The organism is Xanthomonas sp. NCPPB 1826 (assembly GCF_056725285.1).
The window spans coordinates 2,913,967-2,926,504 of record NZ_CM161521.1 but is presented as its reverse complement, the minus strand read 5'-3'; the positions used below and the strand labels follow the sequence as shown (position 1 = coordinate 2,926,504).

Genomic DNA, 12,538 nt, shown 5'->3' with positions numbered 1-12,538 from the left:
CCATCGCACGCGTTGGTTGGCGCAGAGCTCATCCACCCCAGCGGATGACGCCCGTCACCGATCTTGCCACATCATGCAGGGCAGGTCAGCGGCAGCGACTCCCCGCTGACGCGCTGCAGAATCGCCCTGCCTGGCGTCTCATTCGCCCTGGCCGTCGTTACCCTTGGGGCGGCGGGTCTGTTCGTCATGGATCTGCATGTCCTTCTGCCCGAGGCGCTGCTTGGCGGCCTCATCCTGTTTGCGATCCTGCTGGCTCTCCGAAACACCGTACTGATTGTCGGCGGCCTTGTCGGGCTGGCTCTGCTTGTTGCTCATGGCTTGCGTCCGGCGTGATGATGAAACGGACGTTAGCGCGCTCGATGTGATCCTGGCGACATGGCCGTACCGGGGCCTGGCATGCACCAGGCCGACGCGCTGCCGATGCAGGGGCCCAGAACGGAAAAGCCCCGGAAACATGACGTTTCCGAGGCCTTTACGATTGAAGCAATGGTGGAGCGGAAGGGGATCGAACCCTCGACCTTCGCGATGCGAACGCGACGCTCTCCCAGCTGAGCTACCGCCCCACGTGCCTGGATTCTAACCACATGTCGCGCGATTCGCCAAGCAGGCCGGCGGCCTGGATCGCCGCCCGGGGGCGCGATCCTGCGGCAATCACTCGCGAACCAGCGGGAACTTGAGGTCCGGGTTCTTGGCCTTCCATTCCTTGTACGACACCGAGCCTTCCCAGGCGGCGAAGGCCTTGGGCGTGCGGCCGCGGCCGGACCAGGTCTCGCCGGTGTGCGGCAGTTCGTACTTCGGCTTGACTTCGCTGCGGCCGCTCTTGACCACTTCCTTGCGTGCAGCGGTGGTGCCCAGGTAAGCGGCAATATCGTTGCGCTGCTTGGTATTGAAGTGGCCGGCAAACTGCTCAAGCAGCGAGACGATGGTGGCATGCGCAGAGGATGCCTCACTCGCGCGCTCGGTCTTTTCCTGTTCTTCCAGCTTCTGCAGCTCGTCCAGCAGCTTGGCTTTGGCTTGTGCGATGGAATCCAGTTTGGAAGTGGTATTGCTCACAGAGGTATGGCCTCGGAATAAGGGGGTGGAGACGTTGCCCAATGGGCACGCGTCATTATGGCATGTGGCCCGGGGGCGGCCGTTGCGTGTGCCTGCACCTGCACATGACGCGAGCAGGCTATTCACAGGGTCTGGTCGCGGGTTCGCAGTGTCCTGGCGAGGTCGCCGAGCATGCTTTCGCAGGCGGCGACCCCGGCCGTAACGATACAGCAGCAGGCCAGGCGGGATGACATCTCCGTGCGGCGCCGGCCAGAGATTGACTGCATGATGGCCAACCATGTCCGATGGACTGCGCCGGTTTCGATAGCGCGCTGTGCAAGGGCAGATGCGGCAATGGAAGAGGATGCTGCTCGAATTTCTGATCTGATCCACGGCCGGCGATGTGCAGACGCAGCTGGCGTACGGCCGTCTGCGCCTTGCCCGCATCACCACGGCCGCGTGGGATGCGTGGCCTAGCGACCACTGCATCACCTCACTGCGCTGCAGCGTCTTCCAGCAACGGCGTCAGCTGCGCTTCCAGCGCGTCGCGGCGCCATTGCCCCAGCGGTGCGGGCCAGCTGCGCTGTTCGATCAGGGTTTCCAGATGCCGGCGCGAGGCCAGGATGCCGTCGGGCAATCCCAGCTCGCGGCTGCGCTGGGCCACCGCATCCTGCAGGCGCTTGAGCACGGCCTTGTTGCCGTCGGTGGCCGCCTGCGCCAGCGGTGCATGGTCCTCGTCGGGCAGCGGCGTGTTGAGCGCTTCCCACACTGCGGCGGCGAGCTTGCGCGGCGCCTTGGGAAACTTGTCGAACTGGCGCAGCAAGGCATCCAGATCGGCAGGCGGAAAGCGCGCCAGCTGGCTGGCCAGTTCGTTGTCCAAAATCCAGCTGCGCGGGCGATCGCTCTGGCGCGCCTGCAGGTCGCGCCAGCGCAACAGGCGCAACAGGCGGCGCTGCGCTGCAGGCTCGAGGAACTGCGCGGTGCGCAGGCTCACATGCGGCCAGCGCTCGCCATCGTCATGCTCCACCGTGGCGAGCAGGCGCTCGGCGTCTTCGGCCAGCCAGTCCAGGCGACCCTGTTGGGTCAGGCGGCGGGTGAGTTCGTCATGGATGGCGAACAGGTAACGCACATCGTCGGCAGCGTATTCCAGCTGCGCCGGCGACAGCGGGCGACGCATCCAGTCCGAGCGGGTCTCGCCCTTGGTCAGCAAGGTGCCGGTCACTTCCTGCACCAGTTTCTGGTAGCCCATGCCACCACCCACGCCTGCCAGCGCGGCGGCGATCTGGGTATCGAACAACGGCCGCGGCAATACCCCGCACGCACATTTGAAGGTGACCAGATCCTCGCTGGCGCTATGCATCACCTTGACGATGTCGGTGGCGGTCAACCACTCCGCGAGCGCCGCGTTCATGCCCGGGATCAGTGGGTCGATCAGCAGGATCTCCTCGCCGATGGCCATCTGCACCAGCGCCAGTTGCGGCCAGTAGGTGCGTTCGCGAATGAATTCGGTATCCAGGCCAATGCGGGACGGGCGCGACGCCTGCAGGCGTTCGCTCAGCTCGGAGGGGTGGGTGATCCAATGGGGCACGTGATTTCCGTCGACAGCAAGGGTTTGCGCAGAACGCGCAGAATAGCCTAACGTCGCGATCGCCTGTCGTGCGGCAGAGCACTGGAAGGAGCAGGTGGTGGGTGAGTGCGGTAACCGGATCGCAGCGTGGGCATTGGTTGCGCTAAGCGTGTGCGCCTGTTCGCGGACACCGACGCCAGCGCCTGCCGCTGCGCCGCAACCTGCTGCCGCCGCCGCGGTGCCGAGCAAGCCGAATGTGTCCATCGGTGGCGAAGAATCCGCCGAAACCGTGGCGCAATGGCAGCCGCCGCCAGTGGACCTGGGCGATGAGCCGCTGGCGCAGGTGCGCAAGCGCGCCGACCAAGCATTGAAGGACGATCGGCTCTATCGCGACGCCGACGATGCGATTCCGCTGTATCTGGCAATCCAGCAACGCGCCGACGGCAAGGACGCGGCCAGCCGGCGCGGGCTGGAGCAGGCGCGGCGTCGGTTGATCGAGCGCGGCCAGGCGCTGATCGCGCAGACCGACCGTCAGGACAGCGCGCTGGAACAGGCGCGTGAGTTGGCCATCGTGGCGCTGGCGCTCGCTCCGCAGGACCCGACGGTGCGTGCACTGCAGCGCGCAGTGGAAACCGCACAACGGGTGCTGAGCTTCAACCGTGCCGGCGAGGAGGATCTGCGTGGCGGCCGCCTGGGCGAGGACGGCAACGGGGCGCTGGTGAACTTTCGCGATGCGGCGCAGCTGGATCCGGACAACCCGCGCACGCGCCAGGGGCTGGCTGCGGTGGAAAGCGGCCTGCTGGCACGCGCCGAGCAGGCGGCCGAGGCGAGCGACTTCATCGGCGCACGCTACTGGTTGCAGATGGCCGGGCAGGTGCGTGAGCGCGCACCGACCATTGCCGATGCACGTGCGCGCATCGAGCGCATGCGTCGTGCCCAGATCGCCGCCTTGCACGACGCCGGCCTGCACGATCTCACCTCGCCCCGCGGCCTCAAGGCGGCTGGCGAAACACTGGCCGAGGTGCTGCGCATCGCCGACCCGGGCGATGCGGTGGCCGGCGATCTGCGCCGGCGGCTGGAACTGGCCACCCATTACGGCAGCTTTCGCCCCGGGCAGGTGTTCACCGACGGGCTCAAGGTTGGCGGGCGCGGTCCGCAGATGATCGTGGTGCCGCATGGCGCGTTCCAGATGGGCGCCAGTGATGCCGAGCCCGGCGCCTCCGACAACGAGCGCCCGGCGCATTACGTGCGTTTTGCGCGCGGGTTTGCGTTGTCGATCACCGAAGTGACGGTTGCCGAATTCCGCCAGTTCGTCGAGGCGACCGGTGCGCGCCCGCGTGCCACCCGGCGCGGGCATTCGGTGGTGTACGACGAGCGCAGCGGCAACTTCATCCGCCGCAGCGGGGTGGATTGGCAGTCCGACTACAACGGTGCGCAGGCCGCGCCCAACAGCCCGGTGATGCACGTCAGCATCCGCGACGCCGAAGCCTATGCGAGCTGGCTGTCGGAACAGACCGGCCGCCACTACCACGTGCCCAGCGAGGCCGAGTTCGAATACGCGGTGCGCGCCGGCACCACCGGGCGCTATCCCTGGGGCAATGCCGGCTCGCCGCCGCTGGATGCGGGCAACTTCACCGGCGGCAACGATGTCTCGCGCAGCGGCCGGCACTGGAACAACGGCTTTGTCGGCTACGGCGACGGTTTCTGGGGCCCGGCGCCGGTCGGCAGCTTTCGCGCTAATGCCTGGGGGCTGCACGACATGGGCGGCAACCTGAGCGAGTGGGTGGCCGATTGCTGGCATGCCAGCTATCGACGCGCGCCGGCCGACGGTGCCGCCTGGTTCAACCCCGGCTGCCGGCAGCGCATGATCCGCGGCGGCAGCTGGGCCAACTCGCCGCAGCAGACGCGTGCGGCCTGGCGGCAGTCGCAGGATTCGGACAGCACCAGCGCACGGATCGGCTTCCGGGTGGCGCGCGGGATCTAGGGCGCAACTGTAAGTCAGTGCGCATGCGTGGTTTGCGGCTGCACGGTGATCGATCGCCGTGCGGTCCGGATGGCTTGCGCACCCCGCAGTGCCGAGCCTTTACCGCCGCAGGACCAGGACGCGCAGGCTTAACCGCAGCGAACACTGCCCGCGATCGCCATGGAACCGGTTGGCTTGGTCGCGGTCCAAGCGCCAGCGCTTGCGAGGATTGCGGTGATGGGCTGGGGAATCAAGGTGTTTCGTTGGGTCATCGCGGTACTGCTGATTGGCGGTAGCGGCTACGCCGTGGCGCGCCATCTGCAGGACGGAAATACCGCCGGGCATTACCGCTCGGTGGAGTTGCTACGTCCGGAAGGCACGCCGAAGGCCATGGTGGTGCTGTTGCCCGACAGCGGCCATGCGCAGGACGGCCAGCGGCTTGCGGAGATGCTGAGCAACGACGGCGCGCTGGTCGCGGTGGTCGATACCGCCAGCTATCGCGAACGGGTGCGCGCGCATCACGCAGCCTGCAGTTCCCTGGCCGACGATGCCGAACGATTGGGCAAGAAGTTGCTGCGCGCCGAGCATGTCGACGCGTTCCTGCCGCCGGTCCTAGTGGGGCAGGGCGATGGCGCGGTGCTGGCGCGGCAGGCGCTGGCCTCGGCCGCGCCCGACGTGCTGGGTGGCGCGGTTGTCGCCGATGGCGACGCCAGCGATGGTGGCCTGGCCTGCTCGCGCGACGTGCCCGATGCCAATCAAGGCTTCCTCGACGACCTGGTCGACGCTGCCAGCCCCCTGCAGATCGCTGCGGCCACCCGGGGCCATTTCCTGACGGCCCAGGCGCAGGGCGTGGGCGATCTGCCGCTGGTCGAACTGCATGCGCCGGGCAGCGATCGCATGGTGGTCATGCTGTCCGGCGACGGCGGCTGGCGCGAATTGGATAAGGGCATTGCCGCGCAATTGCAGCAGCAGGGCGTGTCGGTGGTGGGCTGGAACAGCCTGCGCTACTTTTGGGCCAGCCGCACGCCGCAGCAGGTCGGGGCGGACCTGGATCGGGTGATCGCGATCTATCAACAGCGTTGGCATATCCACCACGTCGCGCTGGTGGGCTACTCGTTCGGCGCCGATGTGCTGCCGTTTGCCTATCCCGAGCTGTCGCCGCAGCAGCGCGCATCGGTGCAGTTTGTCAGCCTGCTCGGCCTTGCCCATCAAGCCGATTTCAAGGTGCGTGTCGGTGGCTGGCTTGGCTGGCACAACGATGCCGAGCGCGATGTGGAGCCGGCGATCCAGTCGCTGGACGCGCATCGCCTGCAATGCATCTACGGCGATCAGGAAAAGGACACGCTGTGCCCGGAGTTGCGCGCGCGTGGCGTGCAGGTGGTGGCGCGTCCGGGCGGGCATCACTTCGACCATGATCCGGTGGTGCTGGCCGGGCTGCTGATGCAGGGCTGGCAGCAGGCGGCGCAGACGCCCAGTCACGGTTAGAGAGCCGGTGACGCCCTCTGATCTGTACGCGGAGCGGTCAGCGGCGCGTTGAAAGGTTGATCCAGGCTTGGCCCGCCTGGGCGAAGTGGATAGCGCCGCCCAGGCGCGCCCTCTGTGCAAATCCACGGCGCTGCTCGGGCGACCGCCCTGCAGCTCATCGTTATCGCGACAAAGCGATGCGTGTGCGCTTGCTGATCGCCCGCGGCAACCACGCAGCAAGCGTGGTTGCCGCCGTCAGTCGTCGTTGCCTGGTTCGACCCGCACTTCGATGCTGCCATCGGCCAGCTGCGCACGCAGGCGCTCGCCGGCGCTGACCTCGGCGGCGCTGCGCACCACGCTGCCATCGGCGGGGCGGGTCACGATGGCATAGCCACGCGCCACCGTGGCGAGCGGGCTGACCGCTTCCAGCGAGCGTGCCAGGCTGCGCAGCCGCAGTTGGTCATGCTGCAGGCGCCGCTGCATCGCTGCCTGCGGATGCAGTGCGCGCAGTCGTTGCTGCAGCCTGGCCAGATCGCGTTGCGGGTTATGCGCGTGCAGGCGCGCCTGCGTCCGTTGCAGGCGTGCCTGCAGACGCTCCAGCACCTGGGTCATGCGCGCGCGCAGCTGGCGGCCGGCGTCCTGCTGCCGGCGTTGCAGCAACTGCAGCCGCGCCTGCGGGCTATGCGCACGCAGGCGCAGGGCGAGCCGGTCGGCACGCTGCATCGCATTGCCCAGCGCGTGCTGTTGCAGCTGGGCCATGCGGGCATGCGCACGCCGCACGCGCGCGACCAGCTCGCGCTGATCGGGCACCAGCAGTTCTGCCGCCACCGAGGGCGTGGGCGCGCGCACGTCGGCCACGAAATCGCTGAGGCTGAAGTCGGTCTCGTGCCCGACCGCCGACACCACCGGCGTGTGCGCGGCGGCAATCGCGCGGGCCAGGCGTTCGTCGTTGAAGGCCCACAGGTCTTCCAGCGAGCCACCGCCGCGGGTGATCAGAATGACGTCGTAGCGCCCGGAGGCATCGGCGCGCTGCAGCAACGAGGTGATCTGCGCCGCGGCGCTGTCGCCCTGCACCAGCGAGGGCAGCAGGTCCACTTCCAGCAACGGAAAGCGGCGCGCCAGGACGCTGAGTACGTCGCGCACCGCCGCACCGCTGGGCGAGGTGATCACTGCCAGCCGCCGCACATGCGCCGGCAACGGCTGCTTGCGCTCGGCATCGAACAGGCCCTCGGCGGCTAGGCGCGCACGCAGTTCGTCGAAGGCCCGGCGCAGGGCGCCTTCGCCAGCCTCTTCCATGTGGTCGAGTACCAGCTGGTAGTCGCCGCGCGCTTCGTACAGCGTGAGACGTCCGCGCGCGAGCACGCGCAGCCCTTCGCGCGGCTGGAACTTCAGCCAGGTGCTCTTGGGCTTGAACATCGCGCAACGGATCTGCGCGCGCGCGTCCTTGAGCGTGAAGTACAGATGGCCCGAGGACGGGCGCGTGACGCTGCTCAGCTCTGCCTCCACCCAGACCAGCGGAAAGCTGCCTTCCAGCAGGTCGCGTGCCAGCGTGTTGAGCTGGCTGGGGGTGAGGATCTGTTCGTTGCGGTCGGCCATCGCCGCATTATCCCGCAGCGGCGATGTGCATGCGTGAGCGCATCGGGCGGGAACTCACAAGCCGTGTTGCGCCAGCGCCCAGCCCACGTGTTCGCGTACCAGCTCCGAGGCGTCCTGGCGGCGCGCTTCCAGCGCCGCCAACACCTCCGGCGTACCGGGCGCATTGCCCAGGCCGACCGCGATGTTGCGCAGCCAGCGTTGATGGCCGCTGCGACGGATCGGGCTGCCTTCGGTGCGGCGCAGGAACTCGTCTTCGTCCCAGGCGAACAGCTGCGGCAGCGTCGCCACATCCAGCTCGTTGCGGGCGCGGAAATCGGCTTCGTCGGTGCGCTGGGCGAACTTGTTCCAGGGGCAGACCAGCTGGCAGTCGTCGCAACCGAAGATGCGGTTGCCGATCGGCTTGCGCATCTGCTCGGGAATCGCGCCCTCGTGTTCGATGGTGAGATAGGCGATGCAGCGGCGCGCATCCAGCCGGTACGGGGCGATGATGGCCTGGGTCGGGCAGACGTCGATGCAACGCGTGCAGGTGCCGCAATGCGCGGTGGCCGGGGTGTCGATGGGCAAGGGCAGATCGAGGTAGATCTCGCCCAGGAAGAACCACGAGCCGCCATTGCGATCGATCAGGCAGGTGTGTTTGCCGATCCAGCCCAGCCCGGCATTGCGCGCCAGTGCGCGCTCCAGCACCGGTGCCGAATCCACGAAGACCCGATAGCCGAACGCGCCGACTTCGCCCTGGATACGCTCGGCCAGTTTCTGCAGCCGGTTGCGCATCAGCTTGTGGTAATCGCGCCCCAGCGCGTAGCGCGCCACGTAGGCGCGGCGGCCGTCGTGCAAGGTGTTCCAGGCCTCAGTGTCGTCCTTGCGGCCGTAGTCCATGCCGACCGACAGCACGCGCAAGGTGCCCGGCACCAGCTCCTGCGGGCGCGAACGCTTGTCGCCGTGCTGGGCCATCCAGTGCATGGTCCCGTACAGGCCTTCTTCCAGCCAGCTGCGCAGATGCGCCTCGTCTTCGCCGAGCTCGATGCCGGTGATCCCGCAGCGTTGAAAGCCGGACTCGCGCGCGAGCGCACGGATGCGCGCGGCAGCGTCGGTGGGGTCGGGGCGGGCAAGGACGGCAGACATGGCGACAAGTATAGAATTCCCGGCATGTACGCAACGCTCGATCTTTACGACACCGCCGCCGCGCGCAGGCTGGACACGCAGGCCACCACGCTGCTCGGCGGCGACGGCTACATCTTGATGCAGCGCGCCGGGCAGGCCGCCTGGCAGCATCTGCTGGAACGCTGGCCGCAGGCGCGCCGCATCGTGGTGGTCTGCGGCACCGGCAACAACGGCGGCGATGGCTATGTGCTGGCACGCCTGGCGCAGCGGGCCGGGCGCCAAGTGCAGGTGGTGCATCTTGCCGAGCACGGCCCGGCCTCGCCGCTGGCGCAACGCGCCTGTACCGACTATCTGGGCGTGGGCGGTGCGATCGAGCTGTTTCCCTCGCCGCTGGCGCAGGCCGATGTGATCGTCGATGCGCTGTTCGGCATCGGCCTCAACCGCGCGCCCGACGCCGAGACCACCGCCTTGATCGACGCCATCAACGCCGCCGGTGTGCCGGTGCTTGCGCTGGATGTGCCCAGCGGCATCGATGCCGATCATGGCGTGGCCTTCGGTGCCGCGGTGCGCGCGCAGGCCACCTTGCAGTTCATCGTGCCGCACCTGGGGCTCTATACCGGTGATGCGCTGGAGCTTGCCGGTACGCGTGCAACCGCGTCGCTGGACGTGCCGGATGCTGCGTTCGACGGCCTGGCGCCGGCCGCGCACAGCTGGGACATCGACGCCCTGGCCGCGCAGTTGCGCCCGCGGCGACGCAATACGCACAAGGGCGAGTCCGGTCGCGTGCTGTGTGTCGGCGGCAACCTCGGCAGCGGCGGCGCGGTCATGCTCACCGCCGAAGCGGCCCTGCGCAGCGGGGCTGGGCTGGTGCAGGTCGCCACTCGCGCCGAGCACGTCGCGCCGCTGCTGGCGCGCTGCCCGGAAGCGATGGTGCGTGCGGTGCAGGCTGACGAGGACATCGCCGCATTGGCTGACGCCGCCGACGTGGTCGCGTTGGGTCCGGGCCTTGGACAGGACCACTGGGCGCAGCAGTTGTGGCGCGCGGTGCTGGCCTCGAACAGCGCCGTCGTCATCGATGCCGACGGCCTGAATCTGCTGGCCGCCAATCCGGTGCCGGCACGCGGCCCGCGCGTGCTGACCCCGCATCCCGGCGAGGCCGGCCGGCTGCTGGGGATCTCGACCAGGCAGGTTCAGCAGGATCGGCTGGCTGCCGCGGACGCATTGGCCAAACGTTTCGATGCAGTGGTGGTGCTCAAGGGCGCCGGCAGCGTGATCGCCGCGCCGCACGCAGTGCCGCGCATCATCGATGCCGGTAATCCGGGCATGGCGGTCGGCGGCATGGGCGACCTGCTGACCGGCGTGATCGCAGCCTTGCTAGCCCAGGGCTGGTCGCCCTTCGATGCCGCCAGCCTGGGCGCCTTGTTGCATGCCTGTGCCGGCGATGCAGCGGCGCGCGCGGGCGAGCGCGGCCTGCTGCCGACCGATCTGCTGCCCGAACTGCGCCGCCTCGCCAATGCCGGAGCCATTGCATGAGCCAACTCAGCGCACACCTGGTCGATGCGCAGGCCACCGAAACCCTGGGGCAGGCCCTGGCCGCGGTGCGGCCCACCCGCGCGATGGTGCAACTGCACGGCGATCTCGGCGCAGGCAAATCCACATTGGCGCGCGCCTTGCTGCGCGCGCTCGGCGTCACCGGGCCGATTCGCAGCCCCACCTACACGCTGGTCGAGCGCTATCCACTCGGCACTGGCGACGAGGCCTGGCACCTGGATCTGTACCGCATCGGGCAGGCCGGGGAACTGGATTTTCTCGGGCTCGACGAGGGCAGCGCCAGCCTGTGGCTGGTCGAATGGCCGGAACGTGGCGCAGGCGCATTGCCGCCGGTGGATCTGGACGTGGAACTGGCGGTCGACGGCGAGGGGCGCAGCGTGACGCTGCTGGGTCGTAGCGAAACCGGGCGCGACTGGCTGGCGCGGCTATCGGAGCTGCCCGAGTTGCAGTCCCTTTTTGTCAGCTCACAGGAAGAATGAACGCCAGGTTGTGGATTATTAAGGGAAATCACCTTGCAATTCACACGTTTGGGTGATTGAATCCAGCGCCATGACACCGGGGTTCCGCCAGTTCTGCGTTTCCGCCCTGACCGCCAGCCTCAGCCTGGCGGTTTTTGCTGCGTGGGCCGGCGAAATCAAGGGCGTGGGCGTCAGCACCGGTGCCACCGGCACGCGTGCGGAGATCCAGCTCGCCGGTAGCGGCGGATTCAAGACGCTGTCGCTGGCCAACCCCAATCGGCTGGTGGTGGACTTTCCTGATTCCTCGGGTGTGCGTGGCCTCAAGCTGCCGCCTGCTGCCGGCCTGGTGACATCGGTGCGTACCGGTCAACCGGTGCCGGGCACCTTCCGGGTGGTATTCGAGCTGGCAACGCCGGTGACGCCGTTGAAGCCGCAGATGCAGACGCTGGGCAGCGCATCGACGTTGGTGATCGAGTGGCCAGGCGATCCGCCGGCTGCCGGCACGGTGGCCACCACCACAGCACCTGCCGCGCTGCCGCCGCCGCGCCCGGCCAATGCACAATCCGAAGCCGCCCGCGCAACCGCTGCGTTGGCGGCGTCTGCGCAGCGTGCGTCGGTGGTGCCGCCTGCTCCGGCGCCCGCACCGTATGTGCCTGCGTCGGCCATGCCCAGCGTGACTCCGGCACCGGTACCGACCACGGTCGCCACCGGCGTGCCGACACCGCGTCCAGGCACTGCCACGACCGCGGTGACGACCAGCACGGCCGCGCCAGCCAGCACCGCCGGCACTACCCCGAATCGCGTCGCCGGTGCCTCGCCGGCCTCGGCGCTGCCAGGCAACGCCGCATCGCCGGCTGCGATCTTGAATGGCGGCAACGCGCCGCTAGGCGCTGCATCCGCTAATGCCATGCCCGCCTCGCCGAATGCGACTGCCGGCAGTGTCGTCGCGGCGGACAGCGATGATTTGCCGCCGCGTCCGGTGCTGCCCAGCGAGGCCTCGCGGATCAAGATGGCACCGGGCATGCGGCCGCTGATCGTCGCCATCGATCCGGGTCACGGCGGCCAGGATCCTGGTGCGATGGGTCCCACCGGCAAGCGCGAAAAAGACGTCACCCTGGCGGTCGGCCGCGAACTGGCACGCCAGATCAATGCCACGCCCGGCATGAAGGCCTACCTGACGCGCGATACCGACGTGTTCATTCCGCTGCCGATGCGCGCGCAGAAGGCGCGCGCCGCCAAGGCCGACATCTTCATCTCCATCCATGCCGACGCTGCCGAAAACCGCAGTGCGACCGGCTCCTCGGTCTATGTGCTGTCGACCAAGGGCGCCTCCTCGCAGCGTGCGCGCTGGCTGGCCGACAAGGAAAATGCCGCCGACCTGGTCGGCGGCGTGCGTCTGCAGCAGACCGAAAGCACGCTGGCCAATGTGCTGCTGGACCTGGCGCAGAGCGGCCACATGAAGGCCTCCGAAGATGCGGCAGGGCATGTACTCGGCGGCCTCAAGCGGATCGGCAACAATCACAAGCCGCAGCTGGAACGCGCCAACTTTGCGGTGCTGCGTACCTCCGATATGCCGGCGATGCTGGTGGAAACCGCCTTCATTTCCAATCCGGACGAAGAGCGCCGGCTGATCGATCCGGCCTACCAGCGCAAGATCGCCTCGGCCGTGCTGGATGGCATCGATACCTTCTTCACCCGCCAGCCGCCGCCGGGCACCCTGTTTGCCGCGCGCGCACAGGCCGAAGCCGATGCCAGCGCTGGCACCGTGGCCGGCGGCAGCCGCTGAGCCGCTCGGCTATCATTCCG

10 protein-coding genes and 1 tRNA gene are annotated in these 12,538 nt (G+C 68.4%); 5 read left to right on the top strand and 6 right to left on the bottom strand.

Going from position 1 to position 12,538, the window contains the following annotated elements; genetic code table 11:
- Nucleotides 1–138 precede the first annotated feature (138 nt).
- The 4 genes from AC1PLA_RS12390 to rnd form a co-directional block, all read right to left on the bottom strand.
- Nucleotides 139–315 (bottom strand): hypothetical protein, encoded by a 177-nt coding sequence (locus tag AC1PLA_RS12390; protein WP_481104633.1) that lies wholly within the window; start codon nucleotides 313–315, stop codon nucleotides 139–141.
- 172 nt (nucleotides 316–487) lie between these two features.
- A tRNA-Ala gene (locus tag AC1PLA_RS12385) sits at nucleotides 488–563 on the bottom strand.
- Nucleotides 564–651: 88 nt separating this feature from the next.
- Nucleotides 652–1,053, bottom strand: coding sequence for an H-NS histone family protein (locus AC1PLA_RS12380; protein WP_039516171.1), 402 nt, complete (start codon nucleotides 1,051–1,053; stop codon nucleotides 652–654).
- Between the two features lie 472 nt (nucleotides 1,054–1,525).
- Nucleotides 1,526–2,620 carry a ribonuclease D gene (rnd, locus tag AC1PLA_RS12375; protein WP_481104632.1) on the bottom strand — a complete coding sequence of 365 codons (1,095 nt, stop codon included), beginning with the start codon at nucleotides 2,618–2,620 and terminating at the stop codon, nucleotides 1,526–1,528.
- 97 nt (nucleotides 2,621–2,717) lie between these two features.
- Here rnd and AC1PLA_RS12370 point away from each other — a divergent pair, with 97 nt between their 5' ends.
- Together AC1PLA_RS12370 and AC1PLA_RS12365 are read left to right on the top strand one after the other, a co-directional pair.
- Nucleotides 2,718–4,583 (top strand): SUMF1/EgtB/PvdO family nonheme iron enzyme, encoded by a 1,866-nt coding sequence (locus tag AC1PLA_RS12370; RefSeq protein ID WP_481104631.1) that lies wholly within the window; start codon nucleotides 2,718–2,720, stop codon nucleotides 4,581–4,583.
- Nucleotides 4,584–4,799: 216 nt separating this feature from the next.
- Nucleotides 4,800–6,047, top strand: coding sequence for an AcvB/VirJ family lysyl-phosphatidylglycerol hydrolase (locus AC1PLA_RS12365; RefSeq protein ID WP_481104630.1), 1,248 nt, complete (start codon nucleotides 4,800–4,802; stop codon nucleotides 6,045–6,047).
- Nucleotides 6,048–6,281: 234 nt separating this feature from the next.
- On the opposite strand, the gene xseA is transcribed toward AC1PLA_RS12365, so the two are convergent.
- Nucleotides 6,282–7,622, bottom strand: a complete 1,341-nt coding sequence (gene xseA / locus AC1PLA_RS12360; protein WP_046343070.1) for an exodeoxyribonuclease VII large subunit — start codon at nucleotides 7,620–7,622, stop codon at nucleotides 6,282–6,284.
- 54 nt (nucleotides 7,623–7,676) lie between these two features.
- On the bottom strand, nucleotides 7,677–8,744 hold the full coding sequence (gene queG / locus AC1PLA_RS12355; protein ID WP_481104629.1) for a tRNA epoxyqueuosine(34) reductase QueG: 1,068 nt from the start codon (nucleotides 8,742–8,744) through the stop codon (nucleotides 7,677–7,679).
- Nucleotides 8,745–8,768: 24 nt separating this feature from the next.
- On the opposite strand from queG, the gene AC1PLA_RS12350 reads away from it, so the two are divergent.
- The 3 genes from AC1PLA_RS12350 (at nucleotide 8,769) to AC1PLA_RS12340 (ending at nucleotide 12,518) form a co-directional block, all read left to right on the top strand.
- On the top strand, nucleotides 8,769–10,256 hold the full coding sequence (locus AC1PLA_RS12350) for an NAD(P)H-hydrate dehydratase (protein WP_481104628.1): 1,488 nt from the start codon (nucleotides 8,769–8,771) through the stop codon (nucleotides 10,254–10,256).
- Nucleotides 10,253–10,753, top strand: coding sequence for a tRNA (adenosine(37)-N6)-threonylcarbamoyltransferase complex ATPase subunit type 1 TsaE (gene tsaE, locus AC1PLA_RS12345; protein ID WP_053051127.1), 501 nt, complete (start codon nucleotides 10,253–10,255; stop codon nucleotides 10,751–10,753). The genes AC1PLA_RS12350 and tsaE overlap by 4 nt, the downstream gene beginning before the upstream one ends.
- A 70-nt stretch (nucleotides 10,754–10,823) precedes the next feature.
- Complete coding sequence (locus AC1PLA_RS12340; RefSeq protein ID WP_481104627.1) at nucleotides 10,824–12,518, top strand: N-acetylmuramoyl-L-alanine amidase; 1,695 nt, start codon at nucleotides 10,824–10,826, stop codon at nucleotides 12,516–12,518.
- Nucleotides 12,519–12,538 lie beyond the last annotated feature (20 nt).

Coding starts and splice junctions, on each gene's coding strand:
- AC1PLA_RS12390 (WP_481104633.1), bottom strand. CDS start 315: ATGAGCAACAAGCAGAGCCAGCCCGACAAGGCCGCCGACAATCAGTAC.
- AC1PLA_RS12340 (WP_481104627.1), top strand. CDS start 10,824: ATGACACCGGGGTTCCGCCAGTTCTGCGTTTCCGCCCTGACCGCCAGC.
- tsaE (WP_053051127.1), top strand. CDS start 10,253: ATGAGCCAACTCAGCGCACACCTGGTCGATGCGCAGGCCACCGAAACC.
- AC1PLA_RS12350 (WP_481104628.1), top strand. CDS start 8,769: ATGTACGCAACGCTCGATCTTTACGACACCGCCGCCGCGCGCAGGCTG.
- queG (WP_481104629.1), bottom strand. CDS start 8,744: ATGTCTGCCGTCCTTGCCCGCCCCGACCCCACCGACGCTGCCGCGCGC.
- AC1PLA_RS12365 (WP_481104630.1), top strand. CDS start 4,800: ATGGGCTGGGGAATCAAGGTGTTTCGTTGGGTCATCGCGGTACTGCTG.
- xseA (WP_046343070.1), bottom strand. CDS start 7,622: ATGGCCGACCGCAACGAACAGATCCTCACCCCCAGCCAGCTCAACACG.